This is a genomic window from Cetobacterium sp. ZWU0022 (assembly GCF_000800875.1).
Taxonomy (GTDB): Bacteria; Fusobacteriota; Fusobacteriia; order Fusobacteriales; family Fusobacteriaceae; genus Cetobacterium_A.
The window spans coordinates 43,271-61,507 of record NZ_JRJZ01000037.1 but is presented as its reverse complement, the minus strand read 5'-3'; the positions used below and the strand labels follow the sequence as shown (position 1 = coordinate 61,507).

Here is an 18,237-nt window from a genome sequence, read left to right as displayed (position 1 = left end):
TTTAGTAAATTATAACAAATAAATTGATGAAGATTTTTATATCTTCATTATACGAGGTGAAAATATGAAGAAAAAAATATTTTTATTTTTGCTTCTTTCTATTATTTCAATTTTTGGAGGTATTAGGGAGGAAGCTAAAAATAAAGCGAACCTATATACTTTTGTAAGCTCTGAAATAAAAGAGTTAAAAAATGAGAAAAAAGATAAATATATAGTGCTTGATATTTCTAAAAAAAATGTTGAGTTTTTAAATAATTCAAATAGAAACAAAAAAGATGAGGATATAGATGAAAATGATACTCAAATCTATCTGATTAATTCTAATTTTACTCCAATTTTAAGAGTTAGTTTAATAGATGAAGAGTTGTCAAAAAGATATTCGTATAAAAGTTTAACCTATACAATTTTAAATAGAGATCAAAATCGAGTTTTAAGAATTTAAAAAATAGTTTTTTCAGAAAATGAATATTATATAAAAATTGGAGGAAAAAATGAAAAAACTATTAATAACTGAAGAAAATGAAATTTTACAAAAAAAAGAGAGTTTTATGGAGAAATCTTTTAAAGTTCTTTTTTTAATTATGTTCGTGGGATCATACTTGCTACTTTTAGGTATAATGTCTTTTAAACTTTTAGAATATATATTTATATATTTTATTTCAAGGTAGGTGTATAGATGGGTGTTGAAATATTAGTAGTAGGAATTATAATACTTATTAGTTTATTTTCAATAAGAATATCTAAAAAACTGGAGATTCCTTTGTTAATAATGTTTTTATTAGTAGGAATGTTGGCTGGTTCAGAAGGAGTCGGTGGAATTTATTTTGATAATGCATTGGTTGCTCAAAATATTGGGACAATAGCATTGATGTTTATAATATTTTCAGGTGGATTGGAAACTGATAAGGCGGATGTTAGAAAATCACTATGTCCGAGTGGAACTTTGGCAACTCTAGGTGTACTTTTAACAGCTGGATTATCTAGTGTTGCAGTATACTATTTAACTGATTTTACTTTGAAAGAGTCACTACTTTTCAGTGCGATGGTTTCGTCAACTGATGCAGCAGCGGTTATGTCGATACTAGGAGATTCGAAGTTAAAAAAAGATGTTAAATCTGTTGTTGAGATTGAATCTGGAAGTAATGACCCTATGGCTTATGCACTGATACTATTTTTACTTTCATTCTTTAAAGAGGGGGAAAATCCATCGTTAGTTGTAGGAGTTATATTTTTATTGAAGCAGATAACTTTAGGAGCTATGATAGGTTATATCTTTGGAGTAATAACTCTTCCTTTAGCGAACTATATAAAAATAGTGAGAGAGGAGTTTTTAACAATTCATCTGATAGCGATGCTATTTATATGTTTTGGTTTGGCTACAGTTTTTGATGGAAATGGGTTCTTAGCTATATATATAGCTGGAATAATGGTTGGAAACAAAAAGTTTAACTATAAATTAAACTCTATCAGAAATATGAGGCTTATAACTTGGTTTATGCAAATTGGGATGTTTGTGATGCTAGGTCTTCTTGTTTTTCCGAGTCAACTATTAGGCTATATAGCAGTAGGAAGTTTGCTCTCTGTAATTATGATTATTGTTGTTAGAATACTTATTGTTTATGGACTGTTGCTTCCATTTAAATTCTCTTCGAAAGAGAAACTTTTTATATCTTGGGCTGGTCTAAAAGGAGCTGTTCCTATTATATTTGCAACTATGGCTGTCACAGAGGGATTACCTAATGCTCAAGGAATGTTTAATCTAACGTTTTATATTGTCGTATTTTCAGTTTTGCTTCAGGGAATGACGTTGAAGTATGTTGGAAAAAAATTAAATCTATTCGAAGAGGAGATTGAAACAGAGAATGTAATTGAGGTAGATGAATTAGAGGAGTTAGCACTGAAGAAGATGTTACTTCATGAAGACTCTGAATATGTGGATAAAAAAATTAAAGAGTTAGAACTTCCACAGGGAATGTTAATTGTTTCTATTAAAAGAGGAGATAGCTATGTAACTCCTAAAGGTGATGTGGTACTTTTAGTAGGAGATACTCTTCTATTTTCTCGAAATTAATTGTATTTTTCTCAATATAGTTATAAAATAGAATATAAAATTAATTTATTTTTTGTTTAGAAGGATGTGAGAAGTTGAGTAAAATTTTTATAAAAAAGGATAGAGAAAGATTATGGTATAGTGGTCATCCGTGGATGTACTCTGGAGCTGTGGAAAAGATAGAGGGAAAACCAGAGGGTGGATCTGTTATAGAGGTATATAACTCGAAGAAAGAGTTTATAGGATATGGACACTACAATAAGAATTCAAAAATAATGGTTCGTATGCTTGAAAAAAATATTGATAAAAAGATAGATTTGAATTGGTATTGTGAAAAAGTGAGAGAAGCATTCACTTTAAGAGAGATGATATCTATAGATAGTAATGGTTATAGACTTATTCACAGTGAATCTGATTCTTTACCTGGAGTTATAGTGGATCGTTTTGGTGATTACTTAGTGGTTCAAGCTTCAACTCTTGGAATGGAGAGAGATAAAAATCTTTTAGTAGAAGCTTTGAAAAAAGAGATTCCTAATGTTAAGGGAATATACGAAAAAAGTGAAGGGGATGGGAGAAAGTTAGAAGGGCTTCCAGAAGTTTCAGGAGTACTTTTTGGTGAGGTTCCAGATGAGATTGAAATCTATGAAGGAAAAGCTAAGTTTACAATAGATTTAAAAGGACAAAAGACTGGATTCTATTCAGATCAAAGGGACAATAGAGTTTTGATGGGAAATCTTTCAAAAGGAAAGGATTTCTTAGATGTATGTAGTTATACAGGAGGATTCTCTCTTCATGCAATGGTAAATGGTGCTAACTCATCAACTTTAATAGATGTGAGTGAGGATGTTTTAAATGTAGCTAGAAAAAACTTAGGGGCTTATGAAAATGTTGAGTTTATAAAAGGGAATATCTTCAATGTCTTAAGAGACTTAGTGAAAGAGGGGCGTCAATGGGATTTAGTAAATTTAGATCCTCCGAAATTAGCTCCGAATAGAAGAGATTTAGATAAAGCGTTAAAAGCTTATAAGGATATAATTTTAAATGGATTGAAGCTAACAAAAAAAGGTGGATTCTTATCTATCTATAGTTGTAGTGGAGCTGTAACAAGTGCTGATTTAAGAATGGCATTGGCGTTTGCAGTAAAAGATGCAGGAGTAAAAGCGATAATCGTTAATCAACTGCACCAAAGTCCGTGTCACCCGATATCAGTAGCAGTACCTGAAACTGAGTATTTAAAAGGGTTCTTAGTTAGAGTAATATAAAATTTAAATTGAAGGAGCGTGCCAATATTTGGTGCGCTCTTTTCTTAAAATATAAGGATGGTGGCGTTAGATGAAAAAAATTAGTTTATTATTTTTGACGGCAGCGATTGGTATGAACTTATTTGGAAGTGAGATGAAAAGTTTAAAATCAGAGAGTGTTAGAGATCGTGAGATTGAAGAATCTCTGATAAGGGAGTTTGATTTGAAACGTGGAGAGGATAAGATCAATTATATGTATAATAGAGTTGATTTGAATGGCGATGGAAAAAATGAGGTTATAGTATATGCTTATGGACCTATGATAGGTGGAACTGGTGGCGACTCAGGATTGGTTTTAAAAGATAGAAGTGAGGGATATGACACGATTTCTAAATTTAGTCAGCTTAGAATACCGATAGTTATCAGTGATAAAAAAACAAAAGGTTGGAAGGATATTATACTTTCTGTATCTGGAGGGGGAGCTGAACCTGGCATGGTAGAGATGAAATTCAATGGAAAAAAATATCCAAGTAATCCAACGGTTTTACCACTTATATCTGATGAGAGTAAGATAAAAGGAGTAAAAATTTTAACAGATAGTTACGAAGAAAATAAAGGTATCCCTTTAGAGTAAAATAAAAAGACCACTTTAAGTTTTTACTTAATGTGGTCTTTTTTATCTCAACAACTAAATCTTAGCTGATATATTCATTGGTGGAGATGACGGGAATCGAACCCGTGTCCAAAATTGCAAGCGCCATAAGCTTCTACAAGCTTAGTTTGCTATTTAGATTCGCAATAGTTACTCCCGCAAACAGGGCTAACTAAAGCTATCCTCTAAAATGTCCCCTATAGCTTAGAGAAATTACTTAGGGTAATCTGTATTTAAGTGACACCTTGATTGAACGCTCCTACAGAAGAGAATGTTCAGAGGTGAGCTGACATTATGCAGCTAAAGCGTAATTATTGTTTCCATCTAAACGATGAGTTGACCTCTCACAGCGGTCAACCTGGCCTGCTACCTATAACCTCACAACCCTGTCGAAACCTTTGCATCCCCATTTATTCAATTGTAGGATTATTATACCATAAATCTTTCTTAAACTCAATTCTCATTGTTCATCTTTCTCATTTTTTTTATAGTTAGATAAAACATTCCAATAGCAACAGATGTATCAGCTATTGGGAAAGCTAACCAAACCCCAACCTCTTTGAAGAAATATCCTAAGATATAAACTAGTGGAATATTTAAAATAAGAATTCTAATCAAGAAAAATCTTGTTGCAAGAGCACTTTCTTTTATAGATTGGAAGAAATTATTACAAGCTAAAAATAGTGCTGTAAATGGCATCAAAAATAGATTTATTCTCATTGCAGATATAGTAAACTGAACAAGAGTTGGGTCATTTTTTATAAAGAATTTAACAACATTTTCAGTGTAAATCATCATTAGTAGAATTAGTAAAGTAGATACACTTAAAACTGTTAAAAGTTGAATTTTTAGAACTTCTCTGACTCTTTTATAATTTCCAGATCCGAATGTATATGAAATTATGGCAGCTGTTCCTTGATTAAATCCTTGTAAGCTAGTATTTATAACACTTCTACAGATAGAGATTATTCCAATAGCAGCAGTGGCAATATCACCGCCATATATACCTGCCTCTCTATTAGTTACAGTAATAACCGAAGATTGTAAAAGTTGATTGAAAAATCTAGGACTTCCAATTTTAAAAATCTCCATCAATATCTTAGGATTTAAAGAAATATTTTTTCTTTTGAATGAAACAACATTCGATCTCATGAAATATACAATAACGTATGCTGCACTTAGTGCTGTTGCTATAAGGGTTGCAAGAGCAGCTCCTCCAATTCCCATATCAAGTTTGATAATAAAAATATAATCTAAAACAACATTAAAAAGACCAGTAAAAATATTTACTCCCATCGCTGTAACAGAATCTCCAATTCCTCTAATTAAAGTACTTTGTCCTAAAAGAATTTGGAAAGTAGCTATAGGAATTAAGAAATTTGTATATTGAATAGCTGATGACATATTAGTTTGACTAGCACCTAAAATTTTTAAAATAGGATTGTTGAAAGTAAAAAGAAATATACTTAAAAAAATTCCGATTATAAATATCCATAAAAATCCTGTGCATAAAACTTTTTCAGCACCATCTTTATCCTGTGCTCCAAGCTTTACACCAACTATTATGGCAATTCCAGAAAAAGCAAAATTAAAACTATTGATAATCATAGCATAAGGGAAAACGAGGGCAACTGCTGCCATGCCCTCTCTTCCTGCTACTTGACCGATGAAATATCTATCTGTTAAAACACAAAGCATTCCTATGATAGCTCCTAAAGATGAAGGAATACTAAATTTTAAAATAGTCATCAAGGTACTTTGTTTTTCAAATTTTGAACTTAAATCTTGCAAAGTTTATCCCCCTGTAAAATATTATATTAAAAAATAAACAGAGAAGTAGTTGAAAACACTTCCTGCTAAAACAAAAAGATGCCAAACTCCGTGAGTAAATTTTTTATTTTTCATAAGATAAAAAATAGTTCCAACTGAGTAACTGATTCCGCCCCAAATTAAAAGATTTAAAGAAAGTGGTGTAACTAAAGCTTTTAAATCTTTAAATACAAACATTACCATCCAACCCATGAATAAATAGATTAAAGTAGAGATAACTTTAAATCTACCTACAAAAAATACTTTAAAAATTATTCCTGCTAAAGTCATTCCCCATTGAATAAAGAAAAGTGTCCATTTGGTTCTACCATCAAAAACACCTAAAAGGTACGGTGTATATGAACCAGAGATTAAAATATATATAGCAGAGTGATCTAGTATTTTAAAGAATTTTTTTAGATTTCCAACGTAAAGAATATGATATGTTCCAGACATAGTGTAAAGTAAAACTAGTGAGAAACAAAATACCATAGAACCAACAACATATCCAACATTTCCACTTTTAAGAGAGTGAACCAATAGAGCACCAGTTCCAATCAGAGCTAAAATAGCTCCAAAATAGTGAGTCATTGAATTGATCCACTCTTCTAATCTAGTTAAAGCAGTCGCCATTTTTTTACCTCCTAATCATTTGTTTTGAAATTTAAAACAAGTTCATCAAACTTAGGTTCTAACTGTCTAAGTTTAACATTAGCAGCATTTAAAAGTTTCTTTGAAGCGAGATTTGAATCTGTATTATTGTATTTGTCAGAAAGGTATACAATTTCAGCTATTCCGCTTTGTATTATACTTTTAGCACACTCGTTACAAGGGAATAGATCAACATAGATAGTACACCCTTTTAAAGTTTTAGTACTATTTAAAATCGCATTAAGCTCAGCATGACAAACATAAGCGTATTTGCTATTTAAAAAGTCCCCATCTCTATCCCAAGGAAACTCATCATCAGAACATCCAGCTGGGAATCCGTTGTATCCAACACCAACTATTCTTTTATCTGGAGTTACAATACAAGCTCCAACTTGTGTTCCAGGATCTTTGCTACGCTTTGCTGAAAGAATAGCTACTCCCATAAAATATTCATCCCAATCGATATAATCAACTCTTTTTGACATTAAAAATCCTCCTCGTTAAAAATTATTTTTTGTGTTGCAAATATAAATCCGCCAATGCGATAGCCGCAGCATTTTCTAAAACTATAGGAACTCTTAAAAGAAATGCAACATCATGCCTTCCATTTATTTTTAGTGGAAGAATAGAGTTCTCTTTAAAGTTAAATGTATCTTGAATTTTAAAAATACTAGATGTAGGTTTTACAGCAATCTTTAAAAGAAGATCATTTCCATTTGTAATTCCACCATTGATTCCACCATTATTATTAGACTCAGTTTTTCCAGTAGAGTTTATAAAATTGTCATTAAATTGACTACCCAATAATTCACATCCTTTGAATCCAGCACCAAACTCTAATCCTTTTACACCAGGAATAGAGAAAATCATAGAGGCCAAAACTGATTCAACCGACCCGAAGAAAGGTTCTCCAAGACCGATGGGAAGATTTTTTACAGCTAAAGAGATTGTTCCACCCAAAGAATCTCCAGATGATCCAGTTTCAATAAGATAACTTTCTAACTTCTCTTCAAACTCATTTTTATATAAAGTTCCAACAGTTTCAATATCTGTTTCAAATGAACTTTCACTTAATATTTTTTTTGCAATTACTCCAGCGGCAACAAGTCCAAGAGTCAATCTACCTGAAAAATGGCCTCCACCTCTGATATCATTAAATCCTGAATATTTTTGAGTCGCAGCAAAATCAGCATGCCCCGGTCTAGGATGAGATTTGAAATCAGAATAAACTTTTGAATCTGTATTACTATTTTCAAAGAAAATATTTATTGGAGCTCCAGTTGTAAAGCCGTTAAAAACTCCAGAGATTAAATTTGGTATATCTGTTTCTTTTCTAGGTGTTGTTCCGATTTTACCAGATTTTCTTTTGGAAAGATCTGTAATAAAATCATCTGTAGAAAGTTTTATACCAGCAGGGATACCATCTACTAAAACTCCAACTCCAGAGCCATGAGATTCCCCGTAAATATGAACCCTAAAAAGAGTACCAAAACTATTCATAAAAATCCTCCCAAATAAAAAATATATAACCTAATTTTAACATAAAACATCAAAAATATTAAGTGACAAAAACATGGTAAAATTAATTGCAAAATATTAGAAAAAGGTGTAGAATATAAGAATTAACGACTTGAAATGAATTAGAATTTATATTATAGATATGAAATATATTTGGAGGAGATAAACTGTGTTTATAGATGAGGTAATAATAACGGTAAAAGCTGGTAACGGTGGAGATGGAGCCGCTACTTTTAGAAGAGAAAAATGTATTCAGTTTGGAGGTCCAGACGGTGGAGATGGAGGAAGAGGAGGAGATTTAGTTTTCCTTGCGGATTCTAATATCAATACCTTAATAGACTTCAAATACAAAAAGTTATTCCAAGCAGGAAACGGTGAAAACGGTGGAAAGAAAAATATGTTTGGAAAGTTTGGAGAAGACTTAGTTATAAAAGTTCCAATCGGTACTCAAGTTAGAGATATGGAAACAGGAAAATTACTTTTAGATATGAGTACTCCAGGAGAGGAAAGAGTTCTTTTAAGAGGAGGAAGAGGAGGTTTAGGTAATACAAACTTCAAAAACTCTGTAAGAAGAACACCAACGATGGCTGGAAAAGGTAAAGAGGGAGTAGAGTTAAGAGTTAAGTTAGAATTAAAACTTTTAGCAGATGTTGCTTTAGTAGGATACCCTTCAGTAGGAAAATCAAGTTTAATTAACAAGATATCTGCGGCTAAATCTAAAGTAGGAAATTATCATTTCACTACGTTAGAACCAAAGTTAGGAGTAGTAAGACTTGGAGAGGAAAGATCGTTCGTTGTGGCGGATATCCCAGGATTAATAGAGGGAGCTCACGAAGGAGTTGGGTTAGGAGATAAATTCTTAAAACATATCGAAAGATGTAAAATAATATACCATATAGTAGATGTTGCAGGAATAGAAGGAAGAGACCCTATTGAAGATTATGATAGAATAAATAATGAGTTAACAAAGTTTAGTGAGAAATTAGCTACTAAGAAACAAATTATCTTAGCTAATAAAATGGATTTAATCTGGGATATGGAAAAATATGAAGAGTTTAAAAAATATGTAGAGTCTCATGGAAACGAAGTGTTCCCTGTATCTGTTATTTTAGGTGATGGATTAAAAGAGGTTCTAAATAAAACTTGGCATGTTTTACAAGAAACACCGAGAGAAGAACTAGAAGAGGAAGCTGATCTTGTTGATGTATTAAAAGCTAATAGAGTAAGAAAAGAACCATTTACTGTTGTTCAAGACGAGGATGGAGTATTCGTTGTTGATGGATCAATAGTTGATGGAGTATTAGCTAAGTATATCATAACTCATGATGATGAATCAGTAGTTACATTCTTACATATGCTTAGAACTTTAGGATTAGAAGAAGCTTTAAGAGATGCTGGCGTAGAAGACGGAGATACAGTAAGAATTGCTGATACAGAGTTTGAATTTGTTGAGTAATGAGTTATTTATTTGAGCTGAGCCACTAGGTTCAGCTTTTTTATTAAAAAAAAATAAGAGGTGAGAAATTATGAAAGGAATAGTTATAGCCGGGCCTACAGGAGTTGGAAAAACGGATTTATCAATAAAGTTAGCTAAAGCTTTAAATGCAGATGTTCTTTCTGCTGATTCAGCTCAAGTATATAAAGGTATGGATGTTGGAACTGCAAAAATTTCTGTGAATGAGATGGATGGAGTTATTCATCACATGTTGGATGTTGTTGAACCTATAAAAAAATATAGTGTTGGTGATTATCAAAGAAAAGGTGATGAAGTTCTAAATTCTTTAGGTGATAAAAATGTACTTTTAGTAGGAGGAACGGGACTTTATATAGACTCTGTTGTAAGGGGATTGTCTGCACTTCCAGAAAGCGATTCTGTTATAAGAGAGAAACTTATGAATGAGGATGGAGAAAAACTATTTGAAATTTTAAAAGAGATTGATCCAGAGAGTGCAGAAAGTATTCATCCAAATAATAAAAGAAGAGTAGAAAGAGCGGTTGAAGTTTTTTATCAAACAGGTGAAAAATTTTCAGTATTATCTAAAAGAAATATAAAAGGAAACAATTGTAAGTTTTTAAAAGTTGCCTTAGAAAGAGATAGAGATTATCTTTATGAAAGAATAAATTTAAGAGTAGAGATAATGATGAAAAACGGTCTTTTAGAAGAGGTCAAATCACTTTATGAAAAGTATGGAGATAATTTAAAAAAAATAAATATAATAGGCTATTCAGAGATAATTTCTTATTTGAATGATGAGATAAGTTTAGAAGAAGCAATAGAGTTAATTAAGAAAAATTCAAGGAATTATGCAAAGAGACAGTTCACATGGTTTAAAAATGATCATGACTATATTTGGTATGATCTGGATAAAATGTCCGAAGATGAAATTTTTTCAGATATTTTACAAAAATTTAATGCCTTATAAACCCTTAATGCGCCTGTAAATAGGTAAAAATAACCAAAATAATAGTCTTGATAAAAAAGTATTCGTATGGTATCATTGTACAGAAAAGCTTTAAAAGGAAGTGTTGAATGATAAAGAAAATTTATGTTGTATTTTTAATTATTTTGACTGCTTCTTGTTCAAATTTAGACAAGACAAAAGATGAAAATTTTTTAAATGTTGAAGATAAGTTAATATCAAAGTTAGAGCTTATTCAAAAAGATTTACAGTTAAACAATTCGACGAGCCTAAAAGAAAGCTTAGATGTCTCACTAAAAGAGAGATATGCAATAAATAAGTTGTCAGAATATGACTTGTCGCAAGTTAAGTTCTACTTCACAAAACCAGAAATTATAAAAAACCAAGGTGAAAATACAATAGGTTTAAGGTTTGGTGAAGAGATCTTTTATTTTAATGTAGAGTATAAATATTTAAATGGTGATTGGAGAATAACCAAATTTACAGAGAGAAGGTGAAAAAATGCAGAATGAAATAAAGCTGTATGTTCCATCCTCTTTAAAGAATCTTTCTATCATTAGAGCAATGACTAAGACATATTTAGAGCATCAAAAAGTAGAACAAAAAGATGTTATGAAAATATTATCTATTGTTGATGAACTAGCTACAAATGTAATAGAGCATGGCTATGAGTATAAATCTGGTGATATAATTATAGAACTTCAAAAGAATAATGATGTTATCCATTTAGTAGTAGAGGACAACGGAGTTGGATTTGACGAATCTAAAATTAGTAAAGATGAAGGCGGAATGGGACTTTTCTTAGCGAAAGCTATGGCAGATAATTTTAAAGTTGAGAAAAAAATCAATGGAACAAAAATAAAAGTTGAGAAGAGAGTTAAGGAGGAGATTTAACATGACTACAAATTTTGAAATAATTGAGAAAACAGTGGAAGATATAAGAGTGATAAAGGTTTGCGGAGAGTTAGATGCGTTAGTTGCTCCAAAATTAAAAGAAAGAATAGCTAAGCAAATAGAGCTTGATATAAATAAGTTTGTTATAGATTTTGCTGATTTAGTTCATATTAACAGTTTAGCAATGGGAATTTTAAGAGGGAAATTAAGAGTTGTAAGAGACTTAGGTGGAGATATAAAGTTAGTTGGATTAAACGATCATATAAAAACTATATTTGAAATGATAGGATTAGATGAATTATTTGATATTTATGCAACTGAAGAGGAAGCAATAGCTAGTTATAGATAATATTTACAAAAAAAGGAGAGACTAATGAACTTAATATTAGGAGTTGGATTAGCTATAGTTGGGTTTGCAATAATATTCAGTGTTATGTATAAAAAATCTACTATAGATAAAAAAATAGAGGAGCTTAATAACTTAGAGGATGAAAAGTTAAAAGCTAAAATAAAAGCAAAAGACATCTTAGAAAGAGCCGAAAAGGAATCTTTAGCTAAGAGTAAAGAGATAGAGATAAAAGCGAAAGAAACAGCTTACCAAATGAAAGAGGAAGCTGAAAAAGATATAAAAATTGCAAAGAATGAGTTACTACAAAAAGAATCTAGATTAGCTAAAAAAGAGGAAACTTTAGAAGCTAAAATAGAAAAAGTTGAAAGTAGAGCTTTAGAGTTAGAAGAAGTTAATGCTGCTTTAGAAAATAAAAGAGGCGAAATAGAGGATTTGAAAAAAGTTCAAGAGGAAACTTTAGAAAAAATATCTGAAATGACAAAAAATGAAGCGAAAGATATGTTGATTTCTAAATTAAAGGATGATTTAGTTCATGAGACGGCTTTAGCTATAAGAGAGTTCGAAAATAAATTAGAAGATGAAAAAGATAGACTTTCAAAGAGAGTTTTATCGACAGCTATTGGAAAAGCTTCATCTGAGTTCGTTGCAGATGCGACAGTATCTGTTGTAAACTTACCGAACGATGAAATGAAGGGTAGAATAATCGGAAGAGAAGGAAGAAATATAAGAACGATAGAAGCTCTAACAGGAGTAGATATCATAATTGATGACACTCCAGAAGCTGTAGTTTTATCAAGTTTTGATGGTGTGAAAAGAGAGGTTGCAAGAAGAGCAATTGAAAAATTAATAAACGATGGAAGAATACATCCTGGTAAAATTGAAGAGGTTGTAAATAAATCGAGAAAAGAGATTGATAAGGATATCGTTGAAGCGGGAGAACAAGCTTTATTAGAGTTAGGAATTCCTGGAATGCACATGGAAATAATAAAAACTTTAGGAAAGTTAAAGTATAGAACAAGTTATGGACAAAACGTTTTAACACACTCAATAGAGGTTGCTAAATTAGCTGCTAATCTAGCTGCAGAGTTAGGAGCGGATACAAAATTAGCAAAAAGAGCGGGACTTTTACATGATGTAGGAAAAGTTTTAGATCATGATATAGAGGCTTCACATGCAATAATTGGTGGAGAGTTCTTAAAGAAGTTTGGAGAGAAACCAGCAGTTGTAAATGCTGTTATGGCTCACCACAATGAAGTTGAATTTGAAACTGTAGAGGCTATACTAGTTCAAGCATCGGATGCAATATCAGCGTCTAGACCAGGAGCTAGAAGAGAAACACTATCAACATACTTAAAGAGATTAGAAGGATTAGAAGAGATTGCAACTTCATTTGAAGGAGTAGAGTCTTCATATGCAATTCAAGCCGGAAGAGAGATTAGAATAATCATAAATCCAGAAGTTGTATCTGATGATGCAGCAACTAAAATGGCTAGAGATATAGCAAAAAGAATCGAAGAAACAATGCAATACCCTGGACAGATAAAAGTTACTATTTTAAGAGAAACTAGAGCTGTTGAGTACGCAAAGTAAAATTGATTAAGGAGAAAAACAGAGTTTTTCTCCTTATTTTTTTGAGAGGTGGGAAGATAGTGTTTAAAAAGATTTTAGATGAGCATAAAAATGGAGTTATGGTTCTTAATAAAAAGTTCGAAGTTTGCTATACAAACAAGATATTACAAAAGATTTTTAATCACACCCCTGGGAAAAGATGTGGTGAGTTTTTTGAGTGTATTCATCAAAATTTAGAAAAAAAGAGATGTTTAGAGACTCAAAAGTGTGAAAAATGTAATATAAAAAATAATATAAAAAAAGTTTTAGATGGAGAGATAAAAAATATCTATATAGAAAATATAGAGTACGAAGCTTTAATAAATGATAAGATTGAAAAAATTTCAATGAGTATTGAGATAAAAAATCTACAACATGAAAATGAAAATTATATAACGATAGAGTTTTTTAAATTAAAAACTTTAGACGAGGTTTTGATATCTAATAAAAGATTGTTAGACGAAATGTTAGATAATTTAGGTGACTTTATTTTTTATAAAGATTTCTCTGGTCAATATATCTATGGAAATAAATCTTTTTGTGAATATATAGGAGTTAAGAAGATTGATTTGATAGGAAAAACTGACAGTGAATTATTTTCAAAAGTTCTAGTAAGAGAGTGGGAAAAAGGGGACAAAAAAGCTTGGAAAGAAGGGAAGTTCACATTAGAAGAGAAGATAAATGGTAGATATTTTAGAGTAACTAAGCAAAGGTTAGATACAGAGGAACAGGCTATATTAGTTTGTGTTATAAGAGATATAACATATGAAAGAAAAGAGATGAAAAAAGCTTATCAAGATAGTTTGACGGGCGTTGGAAATAGACATGCTTATGATAAAAAAATTAGAGGTGTTTTTGAAGATAAAGAGAAAAAATATAGTATAGCTCTTTTAGATTTAGATTTCTTGAGAGAGATAAATAATCAACAAGGTCATAATCAAGGTGATTTTGCATTGAAGGTTGCTGCAAAAGCTATCAAAAATTCAGGACTAAAATATATTTATAGAATTGGTGGAGATGAATTTGCATTCTTAATAGAGGATGGAGTTGATGCCTTTGAGGTTTGCCAAAGTATAAATAGAGAGATAAAAAGTGTAAAAATAGGAGATATACCTTTATCATCGAGCATCGGAGTAATTAATCTGAAATATGATGAAGGCATAATTAATAATTTTAACTGTGCGGATGAGGCTCTTTACGAATCGAAAAGATCAGGACGAGGAAAGATTACAATAAAAAAAAGATAGAGATAAGTCAATCTCTATCTTTTTTTGTTAAGCTTTTATTATTTTAAATTTAGCTTCGTATTCCTTTAAAGAGTCAAAGGCAATCTTAGAAAGAGGGAAAACTCCTGAAAGATTGATGATAGTCATAAGAGCTAAACCTAAATCAGCGAGATTCCACATAAAGATATTTTGTTGAATTCCACCAATAAAAATCATGCTAAGTGCAAAAATTTTGAATGTTGTTTGTCCCCACTCTTTTTCAGTTAGAAATCTCACATTCACTTTTCCGTAGAAACAGATTCCTAAAAGTGTAGAGAAGCAGAAAAGGAAAAGAATAACTGCAACAAAAATCTCACCAAAAACAGAACCTAAATGGTAATTGAAAGATTTTTGTAGAAGTTCCATTCCTCCAAGTCCTTCGATAACTGATGATTTCGTTAGAAGCATTACAAAAGCTGTAGCTGTACATATAACAAAAGTATCAACGAAAACACCTAAACTTTGAATAAGACCTTGCTGTACAGGATGAGCAACATCGGCACTAGCGGCAGCACAAGGTGCACTTCCAGTTCCTGCTTCATTAGAGAATAATCCTCTTTTTACCCCTTGCATTATAACGGCTCCAATTGTTCCCCCGATTCCTTGTCTGATACCAAAAGCTTCAGAGAATATTTGTGATAAAACATTAGGGATAAGTCCGATATTTTTAACTATTATAAAAAACACAATTGCAAGGTATAGAACAGCCATTATAGGAACAACCTTGTCTAAAACTTTTGCAGTTTTATCTGTTTTTCCAAAAATAACAAGAGCTGCCATTAATGTTAAAACGATAGAAACAACAAATGGATTTAAACTGAAAGCTACATTGAAAGATTCAGTAACAGAGTTTGAAACGACCTGTAATACACCAGCCCAACAAATAATTCCGGTTATAACAAAAGCGACACCCCATGATTTTTTACCTAAACCATTTTTTAAGAAAAAGCAAGGTCCACCAAAAAATTGTCCATTTTTGTCTTTTTCTCTAAAAATCATAGCTAAAGTAGTTTCGATAAATGCTGTAGCAGCACCTAAAAATGCAACAACCCACATCCAAAATATTGCTCCAGCTCCTCCGATTGAGATAGCACTAACAACACCCGCTAAATTTCCAGCTCCAACTCTAGTAGCTGTACTTATACAGAAAGCTTGGAAAGGTGATAAATTCTCTGAATTATTATTTGATTTTGAAGTTAGTAGTTCAACCATATGATTTAAAAAACGTAATTGAACAAAATTTGTTTTAATTGTAAAAAATACTCCTGAAAAAATAAGCAAAACAACAAGTAGATTCTTTCCCCAAAGGATAGAATTTAAAAAATTAACAACACTTTCTAAAATAGACATAATAATCTCCTCCTAAAATTTTAATATAAAAAACAAAAAAGCCTGTGGATTTACCACAGGCTGAAATAAACAGGTCTATGTAACAAATCCACTCACTACTATTAAAGTAACACAAAATGGATTCGTATTTTTCATGAAACAAAATACCAATCCTAGGTTAAATAATAGTAGTAATATGCATTTGTATTAAAAACTATTTTTTGTTTCACTTCTTCCTCCTCAATTAATTATTTTGAATCATTATAGCATAAATGAAAAATAATACAAGAAAAAAATAAAAAAGTATTAATTTTGGAGGGGGAAAAGGGCAAAAAATGTATTGGATATATAAATATAAAATGGTATAATAAATAATAATTTATAAAACTGATAAGGAATTGAAAAGGTGAGGAAATGTTAGTAAAAGCGGTACTTTTAATTGTTATTGGATCTATGATTGGATGGATTACAAACTATATTGCGATAAAAATGTTATTTAGACCATATAAGGAAATAAATTTAGGAATTTTTAAAATTCAAGGTCTGATTCCTAAAAGAAGACATGAGATAGGTGTAAGCTTAGCGGATACTATTCAAAATGAATTGATTTCAATGGCGGATATAACAGAAAGATTGAGTAATGCAAATATAGAAGTTCAAATGGAAAAAGTTATAGATGATATTTTAGAAAGAAAACTTGCGACAGAGATAACAACGAAATTCCCTATGTTGGCTATGTTTTTGAATGAATCAACTTTAAATAAAATAAAAGAGATAATAAAAAATTCTATTATGGAAAATAAAGATCAAATAATAGGAATGTTATTTGAAACTTTAGAAAAAAATGTAGATTTTAAAGAGATTATAGTTGAAAAAGTTGACGCATTCTCTTTAGAAGAGTTAGAAAGAATAACGTTCTCTTTAGCTAAAAAAGAGTTGAAACATATAGAGATAGTTGGAGCAATTTTAGGTGGACTTATAGGGGTTGCACAATTTGTTATAACAGTGTTTATTTAAGGAGAAAAAATGGATAGAGTAGTTTCTAATGAAGAGTTAGATCATGAAGGTGAAGTTCAAAAGAGTTTAAGACCAAAACGTTTAATTGAATATATTGGTCAAGAATCTTTAAAGGAAAAAATGGAAATTTTTATAGAAGCAGCTAAAAGAAGAGGTGGATGTATAGATCACGTTCTTTTATATGGACCTCCTGGGCTTGGAAAAACTACATTAGCTGGAGTAATTGCAACCGAAATGGGAGTTAACTTAAAAATAACTTCAGGACCAATACTTGATAAAGCAGGGGATTTAGCAGCTATTTTAACATCTTTAGAAGAGAATGATATTTTATTTATAGATGAGATTCATAGATTGAATACATCGGTTGAAGAGATATTATATCCAGCTATGGAGGATGGAGAGTTGGATATAATAATAGGAAAAGGTCCTTCAGCAAGATCTATAAGAATAGAGCTGCCACCATTTACGCTTATAGGAGCAACAACAAGAGCTGGTCTTTTAAGTTCTCCGCTGAGAGATAGATTTGGAGTAGTTCATAGAATGGATTACTACAAAGAAGAGGAGCTTCAAGGAATTGTAAAAAGAGGTGGAGCTCTTTTAGGAGTGAAAGTCGAAGAGGATGGTGCGAAGGAGATTGCTTTAAGAAGCAGAGGAACTCCAAGAATAGCAAATAGACTTTTAAAAAGAGTAAGGGATTATTGTGAAATAAAAGGAAATGGTGTTGTAGATTTTAATAGTACTGTTAAAGCATTGAATATTTTAGGCGTTGATAAACAAGGATTAGATGAGCTCGATAGAGATATAATAAAATCTATAATTGAAAATTATGGTGGTGGTCCTGTAGGAATTGAAACCCTAGCTTTAATGTTAGGAGAAGACAGAAGGACAATTGAAGAGGTTTATGAGCCTTATTTAGTTAAAATTGGTTATATAAAAAGAACTAGTCGTGGTAGAATGGTTACAGAGAAAGCTTATAATCATTTTGAGATAAAGGAGTAATGAGGATGAAAATAAGTACAAAGGTTAGATATGGTGTAAAAGCATTAGTATATATTGCAGAGGCTTCTCAAAAAGGAAATTTAGCTCGTATAAAAGAGATTTCTGAATCAGAAGATATTTCGGTTCAATATTTAGAGCAGATTTTATTTAAATTGAAAAATGAGAATATAATTCAAGGGAAAAGGGGACCAAATGGAGGATATAAACTTTCTATGGAACCAGAAGATATAACTTTACACGAACTTTATAAAATTTTAGATGAGGAAGTTAAAGTTATTGATTGTAATGAAAATAATAAAAGTAAAAATTGTTCTTGTATAGATGATGAATGTTCAACGTCTTGTATTTGGAGTAAGCTAGATATAGCTATGACAAAAATTTTAGAAGGAACAACTTTAGCAGAGCTGATAAAAAATAAGGATATGATATAGGAGT

The 18,237-nt window shown here is 31.1% G+C and carries 20 protein-coding genes and 1 other RNA gene; 15 read left to right on the top strand and 6 right to left on the bottom strand.

Annotated elements, in window-relative coordinates; translation table 11 throughout:
* Positions 1–64: 64 nt before the first annotated feature.
* From L988_RS03130 to L988_RS13200, 5 genes are all read left to right on the top strand, one after another.
* Complete coding sequence (locus L988_RS03130) at positions 65–442, top strand: hypothetical protein (protein WP_047381499.1); 378 nt, start codon at positions 65–67, stop codon at positions 440–442.
* 49 nt (positions 443–491) lie between these two features.
* Positions 492–668: a hypothetical protein gene (locus L988_RS13570; RefSeq protein WP_156110618.1), complete on the top strand. Its 177-nt coding sequence runs from the start codon at positions 492–494 to the stop codon at positions 666–668.
* An 8-nt stretch (positions 669–676) separates the two neighbouring features.
* The gene (locus L988_RS03125; RefSeq protein WP_047381498.1) at positions 677–2,071 is read left to right on the top strand and encodes a potassium/proton antiporter; all 1,395 of its coding nucleotides are present in this window, start codon (positions 677–679) and stop codon (positions 2,069–2,071) included.
* 74 nt (positions 2,072–2,145) lie between these two features.
* The gene (locus L988_RS03120; RefSeq protein ID WP_047381496.1) at positions 2,146–3,312 is read left to right on the top strand and encodes a class I SAM-dependent rRNA methyltransferase; all 1,167 of its coding nucleotides are present in this window, start codon (positions 2,146–2,148) and stop codon (positions 3,310–3,312) included.
* Positions 3,313–3,382: 70 nt separating this feature from the next.
* Positions 3,383–3,925, top strand: coding sequence for a hypothetical protein (locus tag L988_RS13200; RefSeq protein ID WP_052191657.1), 543 nt, complete (start codon positions 3,383–3,385; stop codon positions 3,923–3,925).
* A 78-nt stretch (positions 3,926–4,003) separates the two neighbouring features.
* Here the strand turns inward: L988_RS13200 and ssrA are convergent.
* From ssrA to L988_RS03095, 5 genes are all read right to left on the bottom strand, one after another.
* Positions 4,004–4,351: a transfer-messenger RNA gene (gene ssrA, locus L988_RS13385) on the bottom strand.
* A 45-nt stretch (positions 4,352–4,396) separates the two neighbouring features.
* On the bottom strand, positions 4,397–5,734 hold the full coding sequence (locus tag L988_RS03110) for an MATE family efflux transporter (protein WP_047381494.1): 1,338 nt from the start codon (positions 5,732–5,734) through the stop codon (positions 4,397–4,399).
* A gap of 21 nt (positions 5,735–5,755) precedes the next feature.
* Positions 5,756–6,385, bottom strand: a complete 630-nt coding sequence (locus tag L988_RS03105; RefSeq protein ID WP_047381493.1) for a hemolysin III family protein — start codon at positions 6,383–6,385, stop codon at positions 5,756–5,758.
* Between the two features lie 11 nt (positions 6,386–6,396).
* Positions 6,397–6,888 (bottom strand): cytidine/deoxycytidylate deaminase family protein, encoded by a 492-nt coding sequence (locus tag L988_RS03100; RefSeq protein ID WP_047381491.1) that lies wholly within the window; start codon positions 6,886–6,888, stop codon positions 6,397–6,399.
* A gap of 22 nt (positions 6,889–6,910) precedes the next feature.
* Entirely contained in the window at positions 6,911–7,903 is a 993-nt protein-coding gene (locus L988_RS03095; protein WP_047381489.1) for a chorismate synthase, read from the bottom strand.
* 187 nt (positions 7,904–8,090) lie between these two features.
* Here L988_RS03095 and obgE point away from each other — a divergent pair, with 187 nt between their 5' ends.
* The 7 genes from obgE to L988_RS03060 all read left to right on the top strand — a co-directional run bounded on the left by obgE (position 8,091) and on the right by L988_RS03060 (position 14,439).
* Positions 8,091–9,377 carry a GTPase ObgE gene (gene obgE, locus L988_RS03090; RefSeq protein ID WP_047381487.1) on the top strand — a complete coding sequence of 429 codons (1,287 nt, stop codon included), beginning with the start codon at positions 8,091–8,093 and terminating at the stop codon, positions 9,375–9,377.
* Between the two features lie 70 nt (positions 9,378–9,447).
* Positions 9,448–10,344 carry a tRNA (adenosine(37)-N6)-dimethylallyltransferase MiaA gene (gene miaA, locus L988_RS03085; RefSeq protein ID WP_197053932.1) on the top strand — a complete coding sequence of 299 codons (897 nt, stop codon included), beginning with the start codon at positions 9,448–9,450 and terminating at the stop codon, positions 10,342–10,344.
* Between the two features lie 107 nt (positions 10,345–10,451).
* Complete coding sequence (locus L988_RS03080; protein ID WP_047381483.1) at positions 10,452–10,838, top strand: hypothetical protein; 387 nt, start codon at positions 10,452–10,454, stop codon at positions 10,836–10,838.
* A gap of 4 nt (positions 10,839–10,842) precedes the next feature.
* The gene (locus tag L988_RS03075) at positions 10,843–11,235 is read left to right on the top strand and encodes an ATP-binding protein (RefSeq protein WP_047381482.1); all 393 of its coding nucleotides are present in this window, start codon (positions 10,843–10,845) and stop codon (positions 11,233–11,235) included.
* Position 11,236: 1 nt separating this feature from the next.
* Positions 11,237–11,584: an STAS domain-containing protein gene (locus tag L988_RS03070; protein WP_047381480.1), complete on the top strand. Its 348-nt coding sequence runs from the start codon at positions 11,237–11,239 to the stop codon at positions 11,582–11,584.
* Positions 11,585–11,608: 24 nt separating this feature from the next.
* Positions 11,609–13,174 (top strand): ribonuclease Y, encoded by a 1,566-nt coding sequence (rny, locus tag L988_RS03065; protein WP_047381478.1) that lies wholly within the window; start codon positions 11,609–11,611, stop codon positions 13,172–13,174.
* A 59-nt stretch (positions 13,175–13,233) separates the two neighbouring features.
* The gene (locus tag L988_RS03060; RefSeq protein ID WP_047381476.1) at positions 13,234–14,439 is read left to right on the top strand and encodes a diguanylate cyclase; all 1,206 of its coding nucleotides are present in this window, start codon (positions 13,234–13,236) and stop codon (positions 14,437–14,439) included.
* 27 nt (positions 14,440–14,466) lie between these two features.
* Here the strand turns inward: L988_RS03060 and L988_RS03055 are convergent, their stop codons facing one another.
* On the bottom strand, positions 14,467–15,807 hold the full coding sequence (locus L988_RS03055; RefSeq protein WP_047381474.1) for a sodium:alanine symporter family protein: 1,341 nt from the start codon (positions 15,805–15,807) through the stop codon (positions 14,467–14,469).
* A 393-nt stretch (positions 15,808–16,200) separates the two neighbouring features.
* On the opposite strand from L988_RS03055, the gene L988_RS03050 reads away from it, so the two are divergent.
* The 3 genes from L988_RS03050 to L988_RS03040 are packed head-to-tail and all read left to right on the top strand — an operon-like array spanning position 16,201 to position 18,233.
* Positions 16,201–16,803: a DUF445 domain-containing protein gene (locus L988_RS03050; protein WP_047381473.1), complete on the top strand. Its 603-nt coding sequence runs from the start codon at positions 16,201–16,203 to the stop codon at positions 16,801–16,803.
* A 9-nt stretch (positions 16,804–16,812) separates the two neighbouring features.
* A complete protein-coding gene (ruvB, locus tag L988_RS03045; RefSeq protein ID WP_047381472.1) occupies positions 16,813–17,802 on the top strand; it encodes a Holliday junction branch migration DNA helicase RuvB in 990 nt (329 codons plus the stop codon).
* Positions 17,803–17,807: 5 nt separating this feature from the next.
* Positions 17,808–18,233: an Rrf2 family transcriptional regulator gene (locus L988_RS03040; RefSeq protein ID WP_047381470.1), complete on the top strand. Its 426-nt coding sequence runs from the start codon at positions 17,808–17,810 to the stop codon at positions 18,231–18,233.
* Positions 18,234–18,237: the final 4 nt, after the last annotated feature.